Source organism: Pseudomonas sp. PAMC25584 (genome assembly GCF_058135675.1).
Window position 1 is genome coordinate 3,174,079 of record NZ_CM176870.1, and the last position, 25,255, is coordinate 3,199,333.

General features: G+C 57.8%; 20 protein-coding genes and 1 pseudogene. 7 read left to right on the forward strand and 14 right to left on the reverse strand.

Features of this window, described 5'->3' with window-relative positions:
* Position 1: 1 nt before the first annotated feature.
* The 4 genes from ACS5Q8_RS14470 to ACS5Q8_RS14485 all read right to left on the reverse strand — a co-directional run bounded on the left by ACS5Q8_RS14470 (position 2) and on the right by ACS5Q8_RS14485 (position 5,243).
* Positions 2 to 370: a response regulator gene (locus ACS5Q8_RS14470; RefSeq protein WP_247396048.1), complete on the reverse strand. Its 369-nt coding sequence runs from the start codon at positions 368 to 370 to the stop codon at positions 2 to 4.
* Positions 371 to 383: 13 nt separating this feature from the next.
* Positions 384 to 1,568 carry a methyl-accepting chemotaxis protein gene (locus tag ACS5Q8_RS14475; protein ID WP_443693363.1) on the reverse strand — a complete coding sequence of 395 codons (1,185 nt, stop codon included), beginning with the start codon at positions 1,566 to 1,568 and terminating at the stop codon, positions 384 to 386.
* Between the two features lie 163 nt (positions 1,569 to 1,731).
* On the reverse strand, positions 1,732 to 2,361 hold the full coding sequence (locus ACS5Q8_RS14480) for a response regulator (protein ID WP_465159065.1): 630 nt from the start codon (positions 2,359 to 2,361) through the stop codon (positions 1,732 to 1,734).
* Positions 2,361 to 5,243, reverse strand: a complete 2,883-nt coding sequence (locus ACS5Q8_RS14485) for a sensor histidine kinase (protein ID WP_443696976.1) — start codon at positions 5,241 to 5,243, stop codon at positions 2,361 to 2,363. Before ACS5Q8_RS14485 ends, ACS5Q8_RS14480 begins: the two co-directional genes overlap by 1 nt.
* Positions 5,244 to 5,831: 588 nt before the next feature.
* Between ACS5Q8_RS14485 and ACS5Q8_RS14490 the strand changes: the two genes are divergently transcribed.
* The 4 genes from ACS5Q8_RS14490 (at position 5,832) to ACS5Q8_RS14505 (ending at position 11,233) form a co-directional block, all read left to right on the forward strand.
* Entirely contained in the window at positions 5,832 to 7,598 is a 1,767-nt protein-coding gene (locus ACS5Q8_RS14490; protein WP_426099800.1) for a sensor domain-containing phosphodiesterase, read from the forward strand.
* A 576-nt stretch (positions 7,599 to 8,174) separates the two neighbouring features.
* The gene (locus ACS5Q8_RS14495; RefSeq protein WP_346429956.1) at positions 8,175 to 9,830 is read left to right on the forward strand and encodes a methyl-accepting chemotaxis protein; all 1,656 of its coding nucleotides are present in this window, start codon (positions 8,175 to 8,177) and stop codon (positions 9,828 to 9,830) included.
* Between the two features lie 41 nt (positions 9,831 to 9,871).
* Positions 9,872 to 10,396 (forward strand): chemotaxis protein CheW, encoded by a 525-nt coding sequence (locus ACS5Q8_RS14500; protein WP_247396053.1) that lies wholly within the window; start codon positions 9,872 to 9,874, stop codon positions 10,394 to 10,396.
* A 30-nt stretch (positions 10,397 to 10,426) separates the two neighbouring features.
* Positions 10,427 to 11,233: a CheR family methyltransferase gene (locus ACS5Q8_RS14505; RefSeq protein WP_276193020.1), complete on the forward strand. Its 807-nt coding sequence runs from the start codon at positions 10,427 to 10,429 to the stop codon at positions 11,231 to 11,233.
* A 103-nt stretch (positions 11,234 to 11,336) separates the two neighbouring features.
* On the opposite strand, the pseudogene ACS5Q8_RS14510 reads toward ACS5Q8_RS14505, so the two are convergent.
* The 8 genes and pseudogenes from ACS5Q8_RS14510 to ACS5Q8_RS14545 all read right to left on the reverse strand — a co-directional run.
* Positions 11,337 to 11,744: pseudogene (locus tag ACS5Q8_RS14510) on the reverse strand (response regulator); the annotation flags it as partial.
* A 2-nt stretch (positions 11,745 to 11,746) separates the two neighbouring features.
* Positions 11,747 to 13,033, reverse strand: a complete 1,287-nt coding sequence (locus ACS5Q8_RS14515) for an ATP-binding protein (RefSeq protein ID WP_443696977.1) — start codon at positions 13,031 to 13,033, stop codon at positions 11,747 to 11,749.
* 55 nt (positions 13,034 to 13,088) lie between these two features.
* Positions 13,089 to 13,700 carry a chemotaxis protein CheC gene (locus ACS5Q8_RS14520; protein ID WP_276193024.1) on the reverse strand — a complete coding sequence of 204 codons (612 nt, stop codon included), beginning with the start codon at positions 13,698 to 13,700 and terminating at the stop codon, positions 13,089 to 13,091.
* Complete coding sequence (locus ACS5Q8_RS14525) at positions 13,700 to 14,059, reverse strand: response regulator (protein WP_247396059.1); 360 nt, start codon at positions 14,057 to 14,059, stop codon at positions 13,700 to 13,702. Before ACS5Q8_RS14525 ends, ACS5Q8_RS14520 begins: the two co-directional genes overlap by 1 nt.
* Before the next feature lie 343 nt (positions 14,060 to 14,402).
* Complete coding sequence (locus ACS5Q8_RS14530; RefSeq protein ID WP_276193025.1) at positions 14,403 to 15,839, reverse strand: NAD(P)(+) transhydrogenase (Re/Si-specific) subunit beta; 1,437 nt, start codon at positions 15,837 to 15,839, stop codon at positions 14,403 to 14,405.
* A gap of 9 nt (positions 15,840 to 15,848) precedes the next feature.
* A complete protein-coding gene (locus ACS5Q8_RS14535; RefSeq protein ID WP_443693368.1) occupies positions 15,849 to 16,190 on the reverse strand; it encodes an NAD(P) transhydrogenase subunit alpha part 2 in 342 nt (113 codons plus the stop codon).
* Positions 16,187 to 17,326 carry an NAD(P) transhydrogenase subunit alpha gene (locus ACS5Q8_RS14540; protein ID WP_276193027.1) on the reverse strand — a complete coding sequence of 380 codons (1,140 nt, stop codon included), beginning with the start codon at positions 17,324 to 17,326 and terminating at the stop codon, positions 16,187 to 16,189. The genes ACS5Q8_RS14535 and ACS5Q8_RS14540 overlap by 4 nt, the downstream gene beginning before the upstream one ends.
* A 63-nt stretch (positions 17,327 to 17,389) precedes the next feature.
* Entirely contained in the window at positions 17,390 to 18,772 is a 1,383-nt protein-coding gene (locus ACS5Q8_RS14545; RefSeq protein WP_276193028.1) for an NAD-dependent succinate-semialdehyde dehydrogenase, read from the reverse strand.
* A 385-nt stretch (positions 18,773 to 19,157) separates the two neighbouring features.
* On the opposite strand from ACS5Q8_RS14545, the gene ACS5Q8_RS14550 reads away from it, so the two are divergent.
* Positions 19,158 to 20,540, forward strand: a complete 1,383-nt coding sequence (locus ACS5Q8_RS14550) for a response regulator (protein WP_465159066.1) — start codon at positions 19,158 to 19,160, stop codon at positions 20,538 to 20,540.
* A gap of 32 nt (positions 20,541 to 20,572) precedes the next feature.
* Here ACS5Q8_RS14550 and ACS5Q8_RS14555 read toward each other — a convergent pair whose 3' ends face one another.
* Positions 20,573 to 21,253: a BON domain-containing protein gene (locus ACS5Q8_RS14555; protein ID WP_465159067.1), complete on the reverse strand. Its 681-nt coding sequence runs from the start codon at positions 21,251 to 21,253 to the stop codon at positions 20,573 to 20,575.
* A gap of 246 nt (positions 21,254 to 21,499) precedes the next feature.
* A complete protein-coding gene (locus ACS5Q8_RS14560) occupies positions 21,500 to 22,420 on the reverse strand; it encodes a universal stress protein (protein ID WP_443693372.1) in 921 nt (306 codons plus the stop codon).
* 279 nt (positions 22,421 to 22,699) lie between these two features.
* Here ACS5Q8_RS14560 and ACS5Q8_RS14565 point away from each other — a divergent pair, with 279 nt between their 5' ends.
* Positions 22,700 to 23,347, forward strand: coding sequence for a BON domain-containing protein (locus tag ACS5Q8_RS14565; RefSeq protein WP_276193032.1), 648 nt, complete (start codon positions 22,700 to 22,702; stop codon positions 23,345 to 23,347).
* Positions 23,348 to 23,414: 67 nt separating this feature from the next.
* Positions 23,415 to 25,238, forward strand: a complete 1,824-nt coding sequence (gene ftsH, locus ACS5Q8_RS14570) for an ATP-dependent zinc metalloprotease FtsH (protein ID WP_465159068.1) — start codon at positions 23,415 to 23,417, stop codon at positions 25,236 to 25,238.
* Positions 25,239 to 25,255 lie beyond the last annotated feature (17 nt).

The window sequence follows — 25,255 nt, forward strand, 5'->3', positions numbered from 1 at the left end:
GCTATGGCAGGATCAACTTGGAGACGGCGGTGAGCATTTGCGCGGGCTGAAAGGGCTTTACCATCCACGCCTTGGCACCGGACGCCTGGCCTTGCTGCTTCATCGCATCACTGGCTTCGGTGGTCAGCATGATGACCGGGGTGAACTTGTAGGCTGGCAGCAGCTTGGCGGCCTTGACGAAGCTGAAGCCGTCCATGTTTGGCATGTTCACGTCACTGACAATCAGGTGGATTTTGCGTCCATCCAGCTTGCTCAGTGCATCTCTGCCATCACAGCCTTCGATCACGTCGTAACCCGCGCCTTTGAGCGTGATGCTCACCACCTGCCGGATGGAGGCCGAGTCGTCGACAATCAGAATGGTTTTGCTCATCGGAAAAGCTCCTCTAGAAAAAGGTGATTTCGCTGGCGTCAGCCTTGGCGTGCGTGTTGCCGCCATGAATGGCGTGTTGCTCCGGCATCGTGTAAGACGTTGAAAGCTCTTGCAGCCAACGGTCACTGGCCATCGGGGTGAGCGCATGCCCACTCAGGCTCGATGCTTGGCGCTCGTCCAGTTGCTGCTCTAGCTTGCCCAGGTCGCGGGTAATCAGCGTCAACATCTGGCTGACGCGATCCTGAAACTGCAAGGCGACCAGCACCTGGGCAATCTCGTCGGCGACGTTGGCGCTCTGCTGCTGCAAGTCATGGCTGTTGCGCACGATGGTTTGGGCGGTACCGCGAAAATGTTCAATGACCTGCGAGACCACGCGCTCCGAGTCGGCGAGGGTCAAGGTGTCTTGTTCGGCGTGGTGGCGGGACATTTGCACCGTGCGGGCAATGGCCGCGTTGACGGTATTGACGGTTTCACTGATCTTGCGCCCGGTCTCGCCGGACATGCTCGACAACTTGCGCACTTCATCGGCAACCACCGCAAAACCTCGCCCCGCCTCACCGGCTCGGGCGGCTTCGATGGCAGCGTTGAGGGCAAGCAGGTTGGTTTGACTGGCGATGTCACCGACAAACTTGGCCATCTGCTGAAGTTGCTCGGTGAAGCCGGAGAGTTGCAGGACTTCTTTGAGTTCGTTCTCTTTATTCGAGAGCGCGGAGCGCAAGGCCAGAACGATGGAGTTGAGGTCACGCTGGCCGACTTCCAGCAAGTCGACCAATTGTTGGGAAGCGTCTTGCCCGCCGTTGCTGGCTACGCTGTTGCTGATGTTTGATGACAGCGTGCCAAAACGTTCGCTGAGCTTGAGGATGGACGTTTCGCTGATCAGTCGAGCCGCTTCAATCTGCCTGGACCAGATCGGAAGTACGCTCAGACACACATCTGCCAAGCCGTTATCGACGGCCAATGTCGCCGAGGTCTCTGCCGGTTGATCGAGCTGCTGGCGCAGGCGGGTCCAGTGCGCCTGGTAGCCCCTGTTTGCCCAAAGGCCCAGGCCGATACACAACGCCAACAACACGCTCCCCGCCCCTACTGCCCAGGCGCTGAAACCATTGCTGTAAGCGATCGCCAGCCCACCGAGCAGACCGGCCAAGGCCACGGGAAACAGTGTCAAAGCAGCCGAGGGGGGTGTGGTCTGTTCGTTCACGGTCTGTCTCCCAGTCAAAGCCTCTCATCACCGGTTGATCGGCAGTTAGATTGCTTGAGGAGGATGATGGCTCAGTAATGGCACGCCAGCCATCAGACCATCCCTATTCTGGGGTAGGGATACCGGGAACCCGGGTAGGAAAATCCCTACCCAAGGGCGCTGACTATGAAATCCCCAGGGTCATGGCGAAGCGAACAATGTCCGCCGTAGAACTGAAGCCCATTTTTTCCATGAGCCGAGTCTTGTGGGTACTGACCGTCTTGTTGCTGATGACCAACTGCCCCGCAATCTGGTTGACGCTCATGCCATGAGCCAGCAAGCGCAGAATCTGGAACTCGCGATCGGACAGGCTTTCAACGTAGGTATGTTGCTTCAAGCCGCTGCTCTGCAGGGCAATCTGCTCCGCCAGCCCAGGGTCCAGGTAACGTTGACCGCTGACCACGCGTCGCATGGCAATCAACAGGGTCTCGGGGTCGCGGTCCTTGGTCAGGTAGCCAAGCGCACCGGCGCGCAGTGCGCGTTGCGCGATGTGGATTTCGTTATGCATGCTCAACACCAGGATCGGCAGATTCGGGTACTGGGCATGCAGGCGGGCAATCAGAAGTTCGCCGCTGATACCTGGCATATTCATGTCGAGCAGCAGCAGGTCGATCTCGACCTGGCGCAACAGTTCGATCACTTGCGCGCCACTCTCGGCTTCGGCCACCACTTGGACGTCGGCGACCAGCATGAACAACTGCTTGAGCCCTTCGCGCATGATGGTGTGGTCATCGGCAATCAGCATGCGAATCATCAATACGTATCCTTGTGCATCGGAATGAACGCCTGCACCGTAGTGCCCTGTCCGGGATGGCTGAAAATGATCACTTTGCCGCCCAACATCAGGCCGCGCTCACGCATCCCGGCCAACCCCAAGGTCTGGCGGGTGACGGCATCCGGGTCAAACCCCTTGCCGTTATCCTGGACCTCCAGCAGCCAGTGCGTTTCCTGCGGGCTCAGGGTGACGCTGACCTGTGTCGCTTCGGCGTAGCGCGCGATATTGGTCAACGACTCCTGCACGATGCGAAACGCGGCGGTGGTGTGCGTATCGGGGAGCGTCAGGGGAATCAAAGGCAGGTGCAACACGCAGGGAACTCGGGTCAAGGTGACGAATTCGGTTGTCAGCCATTCAAGACCGGAGACCAGCCCCAGGTTCAAGGCGGAGGGTCGCAGGCTGGTAGAGACATCACGCACGACCTGGATCGTCTTATCGGTCAGCACCATCAGCCGCTCGACCTGCGGGGTCAGCTCCGGTGTGGAGGCGCCGAACTGAAACCTCAGCAGCGATATCCCCATGCGCAATGCCGTCAGGTGCTGGCCCAGCTCGTCATGGATCTCCCTGGCGATCAGTTTGCGCTCCTCTTCCCGCGCCGTTTCGCGGCGGGTCGATAGATCACGCAGTTGTGCATTGGAGTTGGCCAGGCGCCGTTCGGCAGCGCGCAGCTTGGAAATGTCGCGCCCCACCGCCAGCACACTCACGACCCGCTGGCCGTCGACCTCTGGCACAAAGTGGATCAGCACCACTTTGGGTGCGGCCTTCAACCCCGAGAGAAAAAACTCTTGCTCCGTCGCTTTATTTTCCTGAATCACTTGGGCCACCAATTCGCGAAACAGCTGAGACTGGTGGTTCAGGGGCGCCACCGCATCCATGGGCATTCCCATCAGTTCCGGCCAGGCCCCGCCCACCCATTTGCGCAGTTGCGCATTGACGTAGAGCACCTCGCCATGAGCACTCAGACGAGCGATAGCATCCGGGCTGTTTTCGACCAGCGCGCTGATATCGTGCTGGCGTCCGAGTTCTTTCTGCCTGGCCCTTGTCAACAGGGTAATGTCGCGACTGATCACCAATATCTGCGGGGCCATGCGCCCCGAATCCGCTACCGGCACCAGAGTAACGTGCAGTTGACGAACTTCGTTGCGAAGCATCACGCCCTCATCGGACTCAACCACCCGCCCGGCGCTCGTGCATTGCTCGCACAGCGCCTGGATTTTTTGCGCGCTCAACCGACCAAAGATCGGCTCCAGGGGCTCACCGATAACATCGGCATGAGCTTTGCCCAGCGCGCGTAACAACGCGGGGTTGACCTCGACACAACGCAGGCAACCGACCTCAGTCATTTCCAGCAGGCAAAGCATGTCCAGGGTGTGGTCAAAAATGTCACGATAACGACGCTCACGCTCCCGAAGTAACGACTCTGATCGCCAGCGTTCGATCGCAATCGCCGCAATGTGACACGTCTGGCGCACGCGCAGCATGTCGCTCTCATCCGGCCCGGTGCCTGGAGACTGGGACAACTCGAAAGTGCCGAGAATGTGTCCTTGTTTGTCCACGATCGGTTCGGACCAGCCGACAGCAGACGCCTTATTCATCACAGTGCCAGTGCCGAGCTGCACCCTGCAGGACCGGTGGGGCAAGGCCAATTGCAGATAACCCACAAGGAGCCCCAGCGTTTCCTCAAGGGGGGCGCCCGTCGACATTTTTTCGAAAATGCCCAAGCGCGCATCTTCCAGGACTTGTTGCTTGCACAACTCCGTAATGTCGTGGGCCAGCGCCAACACGCCGACCACCTCGCCTGTCGGACTGCGCTCGGCCGTCAGGCTGACCGCACAACTGACAGACTCAGTACTGTCCGCGAAGGTCCAACTGTCCAGGAATTGCGCCGTTTCGCCCGTCGCGACGACATGGCGAAGTTGGTTGAGATACTCACCCGCGTCCGCGTCAGGGCTGACGCCTATCGACTCGTCATAAGACATGCCGGTCAAGAGCAAAAATGTCGGGTTGACGTAAGTGCGCAGCAGGTTGCGATCGTAACGAACAATGATGTTGGGTGAATTTTCCGCGAGGGTGAGAAATTTGAGTTCACTGCCCATCAGTGTTTCGCGAAGCTGCCAGTTCTCGGTGATGTCCTCCAGTTGGGACACAAAGCAGATTGGCTGCCCTTGATCATCGCGCACCAGCCCCACGGTCAACCGCACCCACACCACCCGCCCGTCGCGACGGATACAGCGTTTATGCAGCGTCGCGCCAGGCCTTTCACCGCGCTTGAGTTCGTCGATCAACTGCTTGCCAACCTCCCGGTCTTCGGGGTGGGTCAGTGCTATGAACGTGGTGGTTTGCAACTGCGCTTCGCTATACCCAAGCAGGCTGCAAATGACGCCATTGGCCCGTAGCCAACGACCGTCCAACGACACCAACGCCAGGCCGGTACCGGAGGAATCGAAAATCGACCTGAGCGGAATCTGCGAGTAGCTTTCGGTATCGGATTGCGCGGCTGACGGTCCCTGGCGGGCAATGACCTCGACAATAAAATAATCCTCGCGCCACAGCGTCAAGACGATGTCCAGCCCGCACGACAGCCTGCTCAGCGCCGAGAAACCAACTCGCGTTTTCCCCGCTGCCTGTTCCAGTGCCGCGTAAAAAACACCCTGGTCTTCGGACCGCAGGAGGGCGATAAACTCGCCGCCCGCAGTCGGAGAAACACCATTATGAATTTGCAGGTGTGAGAACGCGGGGTTGCCAGCGACAACCCGAGCGGCTCGGTCCAGCGCCACAACCGCAACTGACAGACAGCCGAGCACGCTCTCGAGGGTTCGCAACGTATCGTCGTCAACCATTGCCTGTGTGTCGCGAGCCATACGTCCCTGTACCTAGGTCTTTGACAGTACTTGACATTTGAAAGACGTGTAAAACGCCTAGCAACCTTCTACATAGCGCTGGAAGTCGGAAACGACTGAACATTGACCTTTTCTAGGAGAACGGAACCATTCAATCGCGATTAACCGCCAACTTGTATATATCGTTTTGAGTGTGTCTTCAGACTAACTAATAATGCTTTGCTCGAACTGTAGCTCAATCTCAAGCTTCAAAGAACTACAGCACGATAAATGCGAAGGCATTCGAGTAAATGATCCAGGTCAAAGCACTTGGACCGACGCTGGTTTTGCGTCACTTGTTGTCTATGCTGACCTGCGACGGTGCGGTGATGGGTGCAAGCCGTTGCAGGTCTTGCGCGGCATCGTTGAGCGCACCGATCCAGCGTCTGGCCAAGCGATCAACGCGCGTGTGCTTGCTGATAGCGACAGCCGGCACTGCTCGCTGGAGAGCATCAAGGGAGGCCGCCGACGCGCAGACCTTCGAGCGATCCAGCGAATGAAAAAAATGATATCATAGTGACATCACCGTCTGATACCGTTAATCAGAACCAAGCACTTGCGAGGGTCATCATGGGCGAAGGCGCTCCCATTCCGTCGAATGAAGCTGAAAGGCTAAAAGAGGTCGCGAAATTTTGCCCCGCGGGCGGCGACTCCGACGAAGTCTTCGACAAAATCGTCGCAATGACCTCTGCGTATTTCAACGCGCCGATCACGCTGATCTCAATCGTCGATGAACATCGTCAATGGTTCCGCGCGCGGGTTGGCCTGGAGGCAACCCAAACGCCAAGAGAGGTTTCCTTTTGCGCCTACTCGACGTTGGATAATTCGCGGTTGGAGGTGTTGGACGCCAGCCTTGATACCCGGTTTAAAGACAACCTCTTGGTTACTGGCGCGCCGTATATTCGTTACTACGCCGGTGCGCCACTTATTACCGAAGATGGTTTTACCCTGGGAAGTCTCTGCATCATCGACACCGCCGCCCGCACACCCATGAGCGCGCTCGACGTTGACATGCTCAATGGCTTCGCTGAACTGGTCATGATGCGTATCTGTCATATGCGATCTCGTAACTTCGTAGACCCACCCACAGGGCTATTTAATCGACTGAAGTTTGAGGAGGATATCCATCAAACGATCCGGGTGAAAAGTACGTGCGAGGTTTATGCGATCGACGTCATTGCGCCGAAATTTCTCAACGATATCGTGAAAGCGCTGGGTTATATTTTTGCACAAGACCTGATCCTGGCCATAAAGTCGCGCCTACAAAAACTGCTGCCCGATACCTGCTTGCTTTATAAAATCAGCCCAACGCGATTTGGCTTCATTCTCAAGGAGCAGCAGACGCCTGAGCACATTTGCGAAAATATTCTGCATAACTTCAAAACACCGGTTGCGTGTCACGGCATCCCCATACCCATGCAAGTAGGGATTGGCGTACTGCCTATTTTAAAATCCCAAGAGCTCCAGCAGGACTGGCTACGCCTGGTGGTAAGCGCTGCGGATGAGGCCCGTGACCGCAAGCTCGGATGGTTTCTTTATGAGCCGCAATTTGATGCAGCTCAACAACGGGCTTTTATGCTGTTGAGTGCGTTGCCGGAGGCGGTCAACGCTGACCGACAGTTCAGTCTGGTATATCAGCCAAAAATCAAACTACCCTCGGGAACATGCCATTCGGTAGAAGCATTGATACGTTGGACGCATCCGGTACTCGGCAACATCAGTCCCGCTGAATTCATCCCCTTGGCTGAAAAAACAGCGCTGATAGCCTCCATTGGGTTATGGGTGCTCAAAGCCATTATCCAGCAAGCGGCGGCCTGGAAAGCGCGAGGTTTGCGCCTGCTGATAGCGATGAATATTACTGTCAGTGACATGGAAAGCGCCGAGTTCGTAGACACCCTGATTCATGAAGTCGAAAAACACGGCCTGGAACCTGCCGACTTTGAAGTTGAGCTTACCGAAAGTATGCTCATGACCAACCCGAAAGAAGTCATCCGGCAACTGGAGCGCGTTCGTAAGTTTGGCGTAGCGGTCGCCGTTGACGACTTTGGCACCGGCTACAGTAACTGGGCGTATTTGAAGAAACTTCCGGCCAGCACCGTTAAACTTGACCAGTCGCTGATCAGTGGGCTGTGCACCAATAAAAATGATAAGAAACTGGTTAAAACCCTGATAGAGCTGGCGAAGGGCCTCGGCTACCGAGTCGTTGCAGAAGGTGTAGAAAGCGAAGAAGTTCTAGAGCTTTTAACACAGTGGGGATGCTCTGAAGCGCAGGGTTACTTGATAGCAAAACCTATGAGTTCCAAGGCTTTAGAAGCCTGGATAGGACAAAGAAGCTAGGAGGCACTCGTGATTCTTAAGGATTATCACTCTGCGGTTGCGGGCTTTGTATATAACGCGCTTCCGCCGCTGGTCGACGACCGATTATATAAATGATCAGTGCAACATTACTGCCGTTACTGAGCGCCCCTGTAAAACTGAACTATTTTGCCACTGGCCGACGACTGACCTGTTCTGCGCTCAAGTTGATCCTGGCCTGGGCCGATAGGGATGTGAGAAGGATCGAGGTTTACTGATTCAGGGAGGAACTTATGTCGTCATACGGCAACTTGCAGCCCCTTCCTCAGGCAGGCGCTTTTTTCCGATTACCGCTCATATCCGCCGCCGGTGGTGTGTGCGCCCCGCTATTGAGCGACTCACGCCCCGCTGGGGCTGGGGCTGCTGAGCCTACGCCAGAACGACGGGCGATGGTGAATGAAGTAGCGGCCATCGCCCAGCAGACGAGTCAACGTCAATCAACCCGCCGACCACCAGGAAACGTGCCCGGCGTAAACCCGGGCAGCCCGCTGTTTATTCGTTGAACGATAACAATACCGGCAATTAAGCCGACCGCACCGCACATGGAGAGGCCTTTCAATGAAATGGTTCTACGATTTAAGAATAGCCACCAAGCTCATCACGTCGTTTTTGCTGGTGTTGGTGCTGACGGCCCTGACGGGCGGGTTCGCCATCATCCAACTGGGCATGGTCAACGAGACTGCCACTGAGATGCGCGACAACTGGTTGCCCTCAGTGCGGGTTGCCTCTGGCATCCGTTTTTTTGTCGCCAACTATCGGATCAAGGAACTGCGCCATCTGATGGCCGACAGTCCGACAGAACAGACGCAATATGAACAGGAGGCCGTCGATGCTCGCAAGGAAGTCGATACCCGCATCGCGCGCTATGAAAAAGAGCTGATCTCAAGCCCGGCTGAGCAGGCATTGTTCGATACATTCAAGAACGATTGGAACAACTACCTCAATACCAGCAAGAACCTGTTGGCCGAGTCCCGGCTGGGTGCGAAGGAACAGACCAACGCCATTCTCAAAGGGGACTCGAAACGCGACTTCGAACAAGTCGCCAGCGACCTGGTAAAAATTATCGACTTCAACGACGCCGGGGCGACGGCAGCCAATCAACGGGGTAACGAAATCTACGCGAACGCGCGACTGTCAATCATCGCCGCGGTACTCGTGGCCCTGCTGGTGGGCATCGCGCTGGCTTTGTTTATCTCACGCATCATTTCCAACCCGCTGAGAAGGGCCGTGGATGTCGCCAGCCAACTGGCCGAAGGTAACCTGGCCGTGAAGATCGAAGGGGGTTCCAGAGACGAAACCGGGCAGGTGCTCACGGCGATGCAGGCAATGGTCGGCAAGCTTTCGCAGATTATCGGTGAGGTGCGCAATGCCGCCGACGGTCTGGCCAGCGCGTCGGAGGAAGTCAGCGCTACAGCCCAGTCCATCAGCCAGACCACCAGCCAACAAGCCGCAAGCGTCGAAGAAACCAGCGCATCCATCGAACAAATGAGTGCCAGCATCAACCAGAACACCGAGAACGCCAAGATAACCGACGGCATGGCCAGCAAGGCGGCCAAGGAAGCCGGGGACGGAGGCGACTCTGTTCAGCAGACGGTCCAGGCGATGAAAAAAATCGCGCAACGCATCAGCATCATCGACGACATCGCCTACCAGACCAACTTGCTGGCCTTGAACGCAGCCATTGAAGCGGCGCGAGCCGGCGAACATGGCAAGGGCTTCGCAGTGGTGGCGGCCGAAGTGCGCAAACTGGCCGAACGCAGCCAGGTGGCCGCGCTGGAAATAGGCGAGCTATCCACCAGCAGTGTCGAAATGGCCGAACGGGCGGGCCGTTTGCTTGGCGAGATGCTGCCTTCGATCAACAAGACCTCCGATCTGGTCCAGGAAATCACGGCCGCCTCCGAAGAACAGGCAGCCGGCGTGTCGCAGATCAATTCGGCAATGAACCAACTCAACCAGGTCACTCAGCAAAATGCCTCCAGCAGCGAGGAGCTCGCTTCTACCGCCGAAGAAATGAGTACCCAGGCCGAACAGTTGCAGCAGTCCATGAGCTTTTTCACACTGGAGGCGGGTGAGCGGGCATCGAACGTCACACTTGGCAAGCCTAGCCCGGCAAGCAGTGTGTCGCGCGCGGTGGCGCGGGCACCGCGAGCGGTCCAGCAGAAAACCTTCCTCAAGAGCGCAGGCCCCGACGAAAGCGAGTTCACGCGGTTCTAAGCGCAAACCGGACGCGATGCTTTTTCATGCAGGAGAGCGACATGGGCGCGTTAACCAATACCCGACAAACGGCTGCGATTCAAAAGCAGGAGGCGCAGTACCTGACGCTCCTGCTGGGCGGCGAAATGTTCGCCATAGATATCCTGGGTATCAAGGAAATCATCGAGTACGGACACGTGACCCCGGTGCCGATGATGCCCGACTTCGTGCGCGGCGTGCTCAATCTGCGGGGTGCCGTGGTGCCGGTGCTGGACCTCAAGGCACGGTTCGGACAGCCCTGCACGAAGGTGACCCGACGCAGCTGTGTAGTGATCCTCGAAACCAGCAGTGAAGACCACCAGGCCCAGGATATCGGGCTTCTGGTGGACAGTGTGTCAGAGGTGCTGGCAATTCCGGCGGACGAGATCGCGCCGCCCCCCAGCTTTGGCGCACGCATTCGTCCTGACTTTATCAGCGGCATGGCAAAGGTCGCCGGTAGGTTCGTCATCGTGTTGCAGGTCGACAAGGTGTTATCCGTGGATGAAATATCTCAACTGGCGGACGCCGGCGACAGCCCTACCCTCTAGGCCCAGTGAGTCACGAACAAGGAGTTCGGATTGAAACAGATCAATCTTGAAGATCGCGAATTCACCCAGTTCCAGTCCTGGCTCTATGGCGCGGCAGGCATCCACTTGTCTCCCATGAAAAAGGCCCTGGTTGCTGGACGTCTGTTCAAGCGCCTGCAGTTCCATGAGCTGGAGAGCTACGGCGCGTATTTCAAAATGATAATGGGCAAGGAGAACCCCGACGAGCTGCAGTTTGCCCTGGACCTGTTGACCACCAACGAAACGTATTTCTTTCGTGAACCCAAGCACTTCGAGTTCCTGCGCGAACGGGTATTGCCCTTCGCATCGCCAGGCAAGACCTTCAGGGTGTGGAGCGCGGCCAGTTCCTCGGGCGAAGAACCTTACAGCCTGGCCATGACCCTTGCCGAACACCTGCGCAGTACGCCCTGGGAGGTTATCGGATCAGATATCAGCACCCAGGTCCTGGCCAAGGCCCGGAACGGGCATTACTCGATGGAACGCGCGAACAGGCTGCCGCTACCCTTGCTCAGTCGATACTGCCTCAAGGGCATTGGCCAGCAGGAAGGCACCTTCCTGATCGACAAAACCCTGCGCCACCGGGTCAGTTTCGTTCAAGTCAACCTGATCGAGACCCTGCCCAAATTGGGCGAATTCGATGTGATTTTCCTGCGCAACGTGATGATTTACTTTGATCAGGAGACCAAGCGAAAAGTGGTCAGCCGCCTCCTCCCATTTCTGCGACGTGGCGGCTATTTCATGATCAGTCATTCGGAAAGCCTGAACGGCGTCAGCGATGCGCTCAAGCTGGTGGCGCCTTCGATTTATCAAAAACCATGAGCTGCCAGCGAACATCAACTGACGTTGCGTGGGGGCGCTGAGGTGATAGCCCGATCGCGCGCAATTTTTCGTTCTATTCGCTAATGAGCGCCTTCGGGTTGTCACGGCCACGCAGCACATTCTGCAGGTCCAGAGCCTGATCGAGGGTGAGCTGAAGCTCTTCATCATTCCAGGGCTTGCTGATGTAGCGGAAAATATACCCATCGCTGATTGCCTGAGTGATCATGCTCATGTCGGCATAACCGGTCAGCAGGATATTCATGCATGTTGGATCGCGCTTATGCACCTCCCGGAGTAGGGTCGGACCGTCCATAAACGGCATGCGCGCGTCGCAGACAATCATGTCTATAGGGTGCAGTTCGAAAAGACTCAGCGCCTGCGCCCCACTCGTGGCCAGCAGCAAGTCGTAAGGCTTGCCGCGCAGCAAGCGGCGCAGGCTGTTGAGGATACTTTCTTCGTCGTCCACCAGCATGACGGTGTGGCGTTTTTCGCTCAAGGAAGGGGTGTCCATGATCAGCTACCTTCAACAGCAGAGGCCAAGTGGGCCTGAACCAGGGGCTGGCGCAATGGCAACCACGCGCGAAAGCAACTGCCCCTGCCCGGCTCACTTCTGACGGTGAGCCTTCCATGGTGCTTGACGATGATGCTGTACGACAGCGACAGGCCAAGGCCCGATCCCATGCCCACCGGTTTGGTTGTGAAAAACGGTTCGAATATCCGGTTCTGGATTTCCAGAGGAATGCCATGACCGTTGTCGGTGATCTCGACGAAAACGCCGCCGTCTTCCCTGCCACTGCTGATGATGATTTCGCCGTCGGCGCCGACGGCATGGCTGGCATTGATGAGCAGGTTCAGGAAAACCTGATTGATCTGTGACCCCATGCACTCGATGGGTTCGATATCGCCGTAGTACTTGATTACCTGAGCCTTGAACTTGATCTCGTTCCAGATAACGTTGAGGGTGCTATCCAGCCCCTTGTGCAGATCGGCCAACTGCCATTCGTAACTGTCGACATGGGAGAACTCGCGCAGGTCCTTGACTATACGAGTGACACGGTCCAGCCCGTCGACCGATTCGGTGAGCAATTCGTCGATGTCCTGACGCATGAAGTTGTAATCGGCCTTGTCCCGCATGGCCGCGAGCTCAGGATGAGCATGGGCATGTGTTTCGTCACTGGCCTGCTCATAGGCATCGAGCAGTGCGAAAATATCCACGAGGTAACGGCGCAGGCTGTTGACGTTGGAGCAAACAAAGCCAATCGGGTTATTGATCTCGTGGGCCACCCCCGCAGCCAGTTGCCCTATCGCCGCCATCTTCTCGGACTGCAGCAACTGCGCCTGGGCGTCTTCGAGCCGTGCGATAAGCAGTGCCTGGGCGCTCTTTTCCTCTTCTAGCAACTCGTTAAGGTGCGTCAGTTCGAGTTGGCGGGCCGCGGTGTCGGTCGTATCACTGATGGCTAGGCCTACACCCAGACTGCCGCCATCGGCGTCCTGCACGGGGAAGAAGGTGCAGTTCTGATACATGTGCCGGACCATGCCGCTGATGGGCCGGGTGCTTTCGAAATTGAACAGGTGCGGCCGTTGCTGCCAGGAGGTAAAAGCAAAGTTTTGCAGCGTGAAGACACTGTTGATCTTCTGCCGGGTCCAGCGCTCCGGCAGCTCCGGAAATGCTTCGAACAGCGTGCGCCCCACCAGCTCCTGGGAACTTCGGCCGCTATTGATAGACATAAAGTGGTTGGAGAACAGCACCTTGCAGTCCTGATCGACCAGCAGCACGCCCATATTGATCGCCTTGAGCATCGACTCCAGGGTTTCCCGGGAAATTGCCTTGTTGTCTGTCATGAAGACGCCCTTTTCAAAGCTCGTAAAGCAAACGATCGATGGCCCGAATGACAACACCGGCTGTACGTTCGGTGATGCAGATCAGCAGGTCGCACGAGAATTGATGAGCCTGAACCTCGAAACGGATTTCTAACACCATCGCAAGGTGTTCGTTCAGGTTCAATTCATCCAGTGCGTTCGTGGGCTCTTCTCTGTGGACCAGAATCGACGGCGCGTCATAGCTCACTTGTATCGCCACCTGCCTGGCCAGGCCACTGATGCAGGCGCCGGACAGGATGTTGGTGACATCTAACATGAGCTCTTCCTGCTGCTCAGGGCCGTCGTCGTTATAGCCCAGCAGCTCGGCCAGCTTATCGGCCCCCATCGAGCCAAAGCACACGAACACCTCGCCGCGTAACTCACCCAGAAAAGACTGGCGGGTGACAATCATGAAGCGTCGGCGAAGATGCTCCGGAATCGACAGTTTGTTCTGTTCGCGGATCAGCGGGTGAATGAAAGGAACCGAAAGCGTAACCATGGTATCGGTCAGCAGGGCCAGTCGCTCGGCCGCCTGCCCCATGGCAATATTCATCAGTTCCTGCAGGGCATCACGTTGGTCTTCGGTGAGCGCGGCCAAGGTTTCCATCACAGCACTCCTATGAGATGCAATGCATCGAGTACAGCTTCAGCTGTAACGGGCTTGGCGACGAATGCAGCAGCGCCCAGCTCGAATACTCGCTGCCTGGCCAGCGGCTGGATGTCTGCGCTAATCACTACGACCACCACATTGGCGTCTTCACGCTTGAGGGCCTCAAGCGTCTGGAAGCCGTCCATGACCGGCATGGTCAGGTCGAGAAACAGCAGCTCCACCAACCCGGCGTGATACGCCTCCATCACCTCGGCACCATTACAGGCCTGGCGAATATCTTCGGTCAGTGATTCTGGCAGGGATCGCAAGACCAGCTTGCGGGACATGGATGAGTCATCGGCGATTAGAACTTTCATGGCGCACTCCACATTTATGAAGTGTCTCGCAGCGTCGGTCGAGGCCGCAGAAACTAAGATTCGTTAGAATCTTTTAACCACTCTAGCCTGAAGAATATCAAAGAGCCATCAGCCAATGCTGATACTGCCCTATTGGTTGGAGACGCATGTAGGGCATTCCCTACACGCCGCTATAGACCTGGGGTGTATTTCCCGAACTGGGACCATCAGATCGCTGATTAATTTAATGACGCCTGCTGTTTCTGACCCGCCTGGGCGCCGTTGCAGCCCGGCCCGCAGAGCACCACCGGCGAGCGGGGTGCCCGCCGGCCTGAAAGGTGGCCTGGCCAAGCCCGAAAGCGCGTTATCCCAAACCTCTGACCGCCTCGATCATCTTGACCAGGACGGCCTGCGCATCGCCGTACACCATGTTGCAGTTTTCTGCGTAAAACAGCTGATTCTGAATACCGGCATAACCCTTGCCCTCCCCGCGCTTGACCACATACACGTGATGAGCCTTGTCCACATCCAGGATCGGCATGCCATAGATGGGCGATGCTTTATCGCTGCGTGCAGCGGGGTTGACCACGTCGTTGGCGCCGATCACTAACACCACATCGGTGTCAGCGAAATCGGCATTGATGTCATCCAACTGGAATATCAGGTCGTAAGGCACACCGGCCTCAGCCAGTAACACGTCCATTTGTCCCGGCATACGCCCCGCTACCGGGTGTACCGCGAATCGCACAAGCACGCCGTGGGCTTGCAACAACTTCACGAACTCGTAGAGCTTTTGTTGCCCCTGCGCGACGGCCAGGCCATAGCCGGGCACGATGATGATTTTATTGGCGTAACGCATGGCGACGCCTGCATCACTCGCCGCCGTCGGCTTGAGCTCACCCACGATCGCTGCGCCTTTACGAACCGGCTGATCGCCAAAACGTGCAAACAGCACATGCGCGACCGTGCGATTCATGGCTTTGGCCATCAGCAATGTGAGCAGTACGCCAGCAGCGCCAACCAGCATGCCGGCGATCATCATGGCCGGAACCTGCAACACAAAGCCTTCAAGGCCGACCGCCAGTCCGGTGAAGGCGTTGTAGATAGAGATAACCACCGGCATGTCGGCACCGCCTATGGGCAACGTCATCAGCACCCCGAACAGCAACGCACAGCCGAAGAACACACCGATCAACCACAGGACGTCGTTTAACGAACCGTGTGCGGCCTGCATGACGACCATCAGCCAAGCGCCTACGCAGAGCGTCACCAGCATCAGCAAGGCGTTGATCAGTTGCAGGCCTTTCATGCGCAATGGCTTGTTGATGCGGCCATCCAACTTGGCCCAGGCAATCAAGGAACCCGATAACGAGATGGCGCCGATCAACGCGCCAAACAACGTGCCGACCAATGCGGAAAGGTCGAACACTCGATTCCCGAACAACTCCATGGCGGCGATCGCGGCGGCGGCGCCCCCGCCCATGCCGTTGTATATCGCGACCATCTGCGGCATGGCGGTCATTGCCGCTTTGCGCCCACTCCACCACGCTGCGCCACCGCCCAACAGCAGCGCGCCGAGCGCGAGGCTGACGTTAACAGGCAAATGTGGGCGGGCCGCCTCACTCACGGAGAATGCGTAGAGAAAACTCACGATGACGGCGGCCGCCATGCCCCAACCGGCAACATGAATGCCGCCGGCCGCCGTGACGGGCGAAGACATGCGCCACAACCCGAAAATCAGTAAAAAAGCCGCGAAGAAATACACCAGCCCAATCAGCCACTGCGACGTCATAATCAACATGATCAAACCTCAAGCCTTTTCAGGTTTCCGGGTGGCAGAGTGATGAGCTTTACGCCGCTTGGGCTCCGGCGCGCTGGTCTGGAACATCGCCAGCATCCGGCCAGTGACGGCATACCCGCCTGCGGCATTCCCCGCCCCCAGCAACACGGCGACAAAACCGGCCGCTTGTTCGGGCACGCTCGCGGCATCGAGCAGCCCGATAAGCCCGCCGATCACCACAATGCCATGGATGAAATTCGAGCCCGACATTAACGGCGTGTGCAAAATGGCCGGGACCCGGCCGATGATGACCCAGCCGGCAAACGCGGCGAGCATGAAAATATAAAGCCCGACGAAGCCAGCACTGTTCATGAGGTCTTCTCCTGGGTTGCGGCATCCGTTGGGTTCAGCGCATGCATGAGTTTGCCCGCGTGGGTGAGTACCGTTTGCGCCAGAATCTGATCGTCCCAGTCGATGCTGATGACGTTGTTCTTCAACATCAGCGCCAATAAGTTGAACTGATTTTTTGCGTATAGCAGGCTGGCGTCCTGGCTCAAGGATGAGGGCAGATTCAACGGTGCCATCAGTGTTACCTGGCCGACCATGACAGTCTGTCCGGGCACACACCCTTCGCAATTGCCGCCGCCTTCGGCGCCAAGATCAACGATCACTGCACCGGGCTTCATCCCGGCGAGCTGTGCGGCACTGACCAAGCGTGGTGAGGGCCGCCCCGGCACTGCCGCCGTGGTAATGACCAGGTCCGCTTGTTGGATATGCTCAGTCAAGACTTGAGCCACTTGCGTTTTCTCTGCGTCACTCAGCTCCCGCGCATAACCGCCTTTGCCTCGCGCATCGACCCCCACATCGACAAAGTTGGCGCCCAGGGACCGGGCCTGTTCCGCGGTTTCCGGGCGAACGTCGTACCCCTCTACCACGGCGCCCAGGCGGTGCGCGGTCGCGATGGCCTCCAGCCCCGCCACGCCCAATCCCAGGACCAACACTCGCGCCGGCCCCACGATACCCGCCGCCGTGGTGACTTTTGGCAGGATGCGAGACATCTGTACCGAGCCCAGTTGGACCGCATAGTACCCAGACAACGCTGATTGACTGGAAAGCGCATCCATCGACTGAGCCCGCGTGATGCGCGGCAGGCGCTCCATGGCAAAACACGTGACTTGGCGCTCCAATAAACGCTGCACCAAGGCCGGATTCTTCTGCGCATACACAAAACACAGGAGTACCGACCCAGGCTTCATCTTGCCTACGACCTCAAGCGAAGGCGCCTGCACCGCGAGAAGCACATCGGCCTCATGCAGCCACTGTCCGCCGCTGGACACGAACAACACGTCCGAATAAGCCGCGTCCGGCAAAAAACTCGCGTCACCCGCCCCCGACTGCATATGAAGTTTTGCCCCTAAAGCACTTAACTTCGCGCAGAGGCCAGGCACGAGGGCCACACGTCGCTCGTGCGGGTGGGTTTCTTTTAGTACAGCCACATTGACGTACATCGCGCGCTCCGTTGAAGGCGCCCGCGTATCGCCGGGCACCCGGAATGTAAAAAAGACAAGGCTTCAGACGGGAGCTTGAGCCGACACGTAACGCACGAGTTTTTTATTGACGAACTGCTGGATCCCCATGTCGCCCAGCTCGCGTCCATAGCCTGAGTCCTTGATGCCGCCAAAGGGCAACTCGGCATCGCTCCAGCTGATGTTGTTGATAAACATCATCCCGGTCTCCACGCGACTGGCCACACGACGCCCCCTGTCCAGGTCGCGTGTGAACACCGAGCCGCCCAGGCCAAAGTCAGAATCGTTTGCCAAGGCGATCGCAGCGTCTTCGTCCTTGACCCGGAAAAACAGCGCCACCGGGCCGAAGAACTCATCCCGGAACGCCGGGTTTTCAGGGGCGATATCGCTGAGAATGGTCGGCGTCATAAAGGCGCCGGGGCGATCGATACGTGTGCCCCCCAGCAGAATCCTGGCACCGTGATCGGTCGCCGTGCGAACCTGCCCGAGCAACTGCAACAGTGCCGCTTCCGAAGACAGCGGACCCAGGGTCGTCGCTTCTTCCATGGGATCGCCGGGTTTCAGCGCCGCGAGCCCGGCCTGAAAGCCCTTCAGGAACGCATCGGCCACCTTATCCACGACAATGAAGCGTTTTGCCGCGCAACAGGTCTGCCCGCAGTTATACATCCGCCCCCATATCGCCCATTTGACGGCCAGATCCAGATCCGCGTCTTCCAGCACAATGAAGGCATCGCTGCCCCCCAGTTCCATGGAGGATGGCTTCAAGTTCTGCCCGGCCCAAGACGCCAGGCTGCGACCGGCGGCGACACTTCCGGTGAGCGCAACGCCACGAACACGGGGGTCATCGACCACCTGTTTGGACTGTTCATGGGAGATCGACAGGTTGGTATAGAGCCCGGCAGGAGCGCCGGCTTCGAGCAGGATTTGCTCAAAGGCCATCGCACATTGAGGCACGCAACCGGCATGTTTGATCACCAGCACGTTGCCTGCCATCAAATGCGGGCCGGCCACGCGAGCCAACTGATAGAAGGGAAAGTTCCACGGTTCGACACCGAAGATCACGCCGATGGGACTGCTCTCCATATGCGCTTCACCTTGGGTCGGCTCAAGCGTTTGCGGGGCCAGGAAGCGTTCGGCGTTTTTGGCGTAGTACGCCATGATATCGGCGCTGAACTGCACTTCGCCTCGGGCCTCGTTGATTCGCTTGCCCATTTCCAGCGTGATCTTACGGGCCAGGGCATCGAAGCGCTGATGCATCAATTCACCGGCCTTCGCGATGATCGATGCACGCTGGGCATACGTTGTGTTTTTCCACGTCGCATAGCACTGCGCCGCGGCCGCCAGTTTGTGCTCCAGTTGCTCAGCCGTCAGAGTATCGAATTGTGCGAGCAACTCGCCGTTGTATGGATTGATAGTCGTATAAGCCATAACGGTTGCCTTCCAATGAGATTGAGTTATCCAACGTCTAACCGGCAACGTTCAGTCGCCGTCTCCATGAACCGGCATTACGGTGGCCCGAATGCATGCGGGTGGCTAGCGTCGGAAACTACTGATGGCATCGTCATTCAGTGCGGGCTGGCACTTTAACGGTGCTACGAGCGCACTTCGATGGTGCAAAAACCGACAATTAAAACCCAAAGGCCGCCTTATATAGACGCTTAGCGTGAGCGGTCTGTTTGTTCGCAATAAACTGAGGAATTTAGATTCGTAGAGGCTCGGTAAATACTTACATAGATCAATTAACGCGCCTTAAAAACTGCATAGGATTGCGCAACAGGCAATACGACACCGTGTCTTGTCAGGAGGGCTAATCATGCAAGTCAATCAATCCTTGTCGGAAGATGTGTTGCCACATCAGGCATCAGGCCCTGCATCCGTCTACTGCCCGTCCTCCGCTGAACGGTTGTACGGCATTGATCAGAAACTTCGCCAGACAGCACAGTTGGTTTCACTCGTTGTGGGCCAGCTTGAGGCGTGTGAATTCGACCCCACGACACCTGCGCGCAGGGTGCTCGAACAATTGGATGCCACTGTGGAGAAGTTGTTGAGTCGATTCGGACTCGACCAACCCTCCCCCCCGTCAGTCACTCAACCCTGCGCGCACAAACAACTGAGCGCTCGAGCGTTGAGCACGGCGCGCATTTGCCTGCTGTTGATCGTGGAACCGGACGCCCTGCTGTGCGACATGCTCAGTTGCGGACTAGGTTCCCAGGGCTATCAGACGGTAGCGGTCAGCGATGGCGTCGCTGCGTTGGAATGGATCGCGCGTTCAGGCATTCAGCCGGACCTGATTTTGACGGAGCACACGCTTGACCGGTCCATGGACGGTGTCCAACTGGTGCAAAAAATCCGCGGTCAATTTAATCGAATCACACCCGCGATCATACTGACCGCCGATACGAAAAAGCAGATTACCCAATCAGCCCTGACCGCCGATTGCGTGCTCCTGCGCAAACCTGTGAGCTTGAACGTGTTGCGCGCCACCCTCGGCGCCGCATTAAGTACAAAAGCTGCAGTACCCACCACACACGCCATGCCCTCTTCGCACCCACCCGTCATGTACGTGGTGGACGAGGATGCGGTGCTGCGCAACAACCTGCGCAGCGTATTAGAGTCAGTAGGTTACCTGGTGCGTGACTATTGCACTGCTGAGCAGTTTCTCGGCAGTTATGCCGGTGACAAAAGGGGCTGCCTGATCATTGAGGCACGCCCCTCGGGCATCAACGGGCTCGAGGTGGTTGCCCGTCTTAAAGCACAGGGTGACGAGCTGCCCATTCTCATGATCAGTTGCAACAGCCGCGTAGCAGACGTCGTCGATGCGATGAGGGCGGGGGTGTGCGACTTCATTGAAAAGCCGTTTCGTTATCAGCAGCTGTTAACCAGTGTGACAGCAGCGTTGGCCAATCAAGTCGATACCGAAGATTCCAACGTGCTTCGCAAGGCTGCCATTGACCATATCAGCCACCTCACGGCACGTCAGCGCCAGATTATGGCGATGGTTCTGGACGGCCATCCGAGCAAAAATATTGCGGCTGATTTAGGGATTAGTCAAAGGACAGTGGAAAAGCACAGAGCGTCGATCATGAGCAGGACTGAAGCCAAATCGATTCCCGAGCTCGCCCGCATCGCCCTGGCAGCCGGCGAAAAAACGCCGGTTGCGGCTGCCGATGGTAAGCGCAACGGACTCATCCCATGATCAACATCAACACTGTGGGCAATCCCGCGCGGTTATATCGAGCCAGGCGTATCAGGTCGGATAGGCGCTACCAGCAGATTATCGACAACCTTCAGCACACCCGCAGTGCTCGATGCAGTCAAACGCGCCATCTCCCGTTCCGGGAGCGATCCGACAATCCCCGATAGCGTGACGTCCCCGCCCTCCACGCGCACATCAATACCATGGGCGTCGATGATGGCCTTGCGTCGAAACGCTGACTCGATATCTGTCTTGATGGTTTGTGCAGAGGCCTGCGTCCTGACCACGATATCGTTACTGATCCCCTTGATCCCCTGCAGATAGCGCACTGCATAACCGGCCGTCTGGCGCTGATGCTCAGAATCCACTTCTCCGCCGAGCACCAGCCAGCCATCCGCCACGCTGACTTTGACGCGATGGTCTGCCAGCGAGGTGTTCCATTGCAATGCGGCAACGGCTGCCGCGACGAGATCACTGTCGGTGCGCACATGGCTGGAGGGCAGCACGACATCGATCTGGTTGATCAGATCCACGACACCGGCAACATGCGCGACAGCCTGCTCCGCGTGCCACCGTTCGGCATGACTGACGACGTTGCCGGTGAGCGTGACGATGCCATCAGACACTTGCACTAAAACCTGATCGGCTTTCAGTGCCGAGTCCCAACGCAGTTCTTCAATCACTTGCTGCCTAAGCTTTTCATCGGTGTTCATAAAAAAGCTCCAGTGTTTTTAAAAGTCTCAATCGGCCAAAGCGTATCTCGTTGCGATAATTTTCAGCAGGTCGGAAAGTACCTATCCTTGGGTATAAAGCGGTCGTTCATTTTTGCACTGAACAACCAAACAGTGCGTGCAGGTGTCGATGCTCCAGCAAGTACTTCCTGCCGGTGACGGTGCCGGCCGCCCCCAGAAACGTCATGCGCATGGGTGTCTCCTTGAGACTTCATGGAATCGCCGGTTTCAGTCAACGCAGGGTGATGGCTTGACGATCATCAAACTGCAGGAGGTGCGGTTCAGCACGCTCTCGGCGGTGCTGCCAATCAGCCGGTCAAGCCTGTCGCGATAGACCGTGCCAAGCACCACCACATCGAAAGCATTGCGCCGGGCGAACAGGCTGATCACCTTGTGGGGAACTCCGGTCAGCACATGTTGGCATTTCTGCTCGATGCCATAACGTTCGGCGAGTGCGTCGAAGGCTTCCGCCTGTGCGTCGTTGATCGCGTCGCCCAAACTACTCTCCAGGCTCTGGGTTGGCACACTCGTGGTGGTATCGCCCACCACCGACCAGTTGCTGACATTCAGCAGGTGCAGTTGCGCATCGCAGGCGAGTGCCAATGTCGACGCCAGTTCGAGGACGCGCTCGTTCAGCCCGTATGTCAGCTCTTCAAGATGCGACAAGTCGATGGCCGCGAGGACTTTCAACGGTTTCGGATGCCTGGCGTCGGTGACCAGGTGCAGGCAGGCCGGACAATCGCGCAACAACAGCCAATCCAAGGGTTGATGGAAGGTCCGGTCAAGCGCCGACACATGCTCGACGTCCTTGATCACCAGGTCGGCATGAAACGCGTTCACATACGCCAGCACCTGCGCCAGGCTGGGTTTGGCCCATACCACTTCACAGCTGACCTGCAACCCCGCGCGCCGTTGAAAGCGCACTTGCTGCTCCAGCCAGTGGCGATGGACCTGCAGGTAGCCCTCCCTGGCCTGGGCCATCGCGTCATGGTCAAACAACCCCGCCATCGCCAGCGACGTGACGTAGTCAAACGCCACAATGTGCAACAACGCACCGGCGGCCCTGGCCAGTGCCTGGGCCCGGTCAAAGGCCGGGGTGCGCGTCATCTCGGAGGGTGCAATCAATAAAATACGTTTGAGTGGCAGCATTAGATACCTCGGCCTGAGCGCGTGTAACCGCCTGACTGCACCCGACTTCCTTGCGAGCAGAGTGGCACCCTGCTTTGTGACTGAAAAGCATCGGTCGAGTATCTGACGCCACGAAGCGTGCGATCTGATCTTTGTCAACTAATGGCCGGCTTTCACTCAATCAGCGAATCACTCAGGCCTTGTTGATATAGCTCAATAATTTTTCGCGGTTCGGGCGTAGAAACCAGTAAGCGGCCAGGTAAGGCCCCCTAAGCCACGCACTCGACTGAGGACACCCACATGAGCGACTTGAGTTTGCGCAAAGCCATTATGGAAGAGCTTGAATTCCAACCGCAGATCGATGCAGCCAGCATCGGTGTTGCCGTGGAAAACGGCGTTGTCACGCTCACCGGACATGTCAGTAGCTACGTGCAGAAAATCAGCGCCGAGCGTGCGGTAAAAGGCGTCAAAGGTGTGCGCGCCGTGGCGGAGGAGATTCAGGTCAGGCTGCACAAAGGCGCCGGCACGGCGGACGACACCATTGCCGCCCGCGCCCTGAGCATCATCAACTGGAGTGCTGACGTGCCTGCGAATGCCGTAAAAGTCATCGTTCAGAACGGCTGGATAACCCTTGAAGGCGAAGTCGACTGGCAGTACCAGAAGGAAGCCGTAGAGAAGGCCGTGCGCAAGTTGTCCGGCGTACTCGGGGTGGATAATCGGCTGACCCTGAGCCCCCGGGTGGACATCGTCGATATCCGCAAGCACATCGAAGATGCGCTCAAACGCAACGCTGAAGTGGACGCCAAGGATATTCACGTCAGGGTCGACGGTGACGTTGTCAGGCTCGACGGCAAGGTTCACCTATGGAGTGAGCGCAAAATCGTGGAACGGGCAGCCTGGTCGGTGCCGGGTGTCATGCGGGTGGAGGATCACCTGTTGCTCGCCTGAAATGATGAATGTCCCAGGGAGCCCACCGGGGCATATGCGTTGCGGGCCTTCTTTTTGAGTCAATGTTATGAAAAAGAACCATCAGTGGAACCTGTCTTACTTTCTGACCGCGTTTGTCGTGTTCACCGTTGTGCAGTTTCTGTGGACGGAACACCGCACGGTGCAAAGCATCCCGTACAGTCAGTTTCTGCAACTGTTGAACGATCAAAAGGTCAGCGACTTGCAGGTCGAGAAAGACCAGATCAGCGGCAAGCTGAAAGTGCCGATCGACGGCCACAACCTGTTTACAACGGTGCGGATCGATCCGGTGTTAGCCACGAACCTGGCCCAGTCGGGCGCCAGCTTCACCGGGGTCAATGACAATACGTTTTTGAGCGGTCTACTGGGTTGGCTGCTGCCCTTTATCCTGATCATGGTGGTCTGGCACTTTGTGTTTCGCGGCGTCGCGCAAAAACAGGGCTTGGGTGGGCTGATGAACATCGGCAAGTCCCGGGCCAAGGTGTTTGTTCAACGGGACACGGGGATCACTTTTGCGGATGTCGCGGGCATCGATGACGCCAAGGCCGAACTGGTGGAGATCGTCTCGTTCCTCAAGGACAAGGCCAAGTACTCGCGCTTGGGCGCGCATATTCCTAAAGGCACGCTGCTGGTGGGCCCGCCGGGCACCGGCAAGACCCTGGTGGCCAAAGCCATCGCCGGCGAAGCCGGGGTGCCGTTTTTTTCGATCTCGGGCTCGGAATTCGTCGAGATGTTCGTCGGCGTCGGCGCCGCGCGGGTCCACGACCTGTTCGAACAGGCGCGCGCGGCCGCGCCGTGCATCATTTTCATCGATGAACTGGATGCGCTGGGCAAAATGCGTGGCGTCGGCGTGATGGGGGGCAATGACGAAAAGGAACAGACACTCAACCAGCTCCTGGCCGAACTGGACGGCTTCGACCCCCGCGAGGGCGTGGTGCTGCTGGCCGCGACCAATCGCCCGGAAGTGCTCGACCCGGCGCTGCTGCGCGCGGGTCGGATCGACCGCCAGGTGTTGATCGATCGGCCTGACCGCAAGGGGCGGCAGGCGATCCTCAAGGTTCACCTGCAAAAAATCACCGTGAACGCGGCCCTCGACAGCGAGCGCATTGCCGACATCACCACCGGTTTCACCGGCGCCGACCTGGCGAATCTGGTCAACGAAGCGGCGATTGTCGCCACTCGCCGTGGCGCCGACACAGTCGGCCTGGACGATTTCACCGCTGCCGTGGAACGCCTGATCGCGGGCGTCGAACGCAAGAGCAGCGTGCTGCGTCCCGAAGAACGCCAGGTGGTGGCGTACCACGAGATGGGCCATGCGCTGGCGGCGAGTCACCTGCCGGCCATGGACCCGGTACACAAGGTGTCCATCGTGCCGCGCGCCATTGGCTCCCTCGGCTACACACTGCAGCGCCCGACAGAAGACCACTTTCTGATCAGTTGCCAGATGCTCAAGGACCGCATCGTCGTGCTGATGGCCGGCCGCGCCGCCGAGTTTCTGATGTATGGGCAGATCTCCACCGGGGCCGCCGATGACCTGGCCCGCGCAACCGATATCGCCCGGCAGTTGATTACCCGCTTCGGCATGAGCGCCGAACTGGGGCAGTCGGTGCTGGAGCGACAAAGCATGACCTACCTGGGTGAACAGATGCAGAGCACGGGGCAAAAAGATTATTCGGAACAGACCGCCAGAGAAGTCGACCTGTGTATACGCGCCGTGCTCGACGAGGCCTACGCCCGCGCCAAGACCTTACTCCAGGCGTATAGCGCCGACCTTGAGACCGGCGCGCATCTATTGATGGAAAAGGAAAGCCTGACGCCAGAGGACTTCCCCGCGCTGTTGCCAATGAAACCCGTACCGGTCGCCGCAGGTTGAGCGTCGCCCTGAAACCA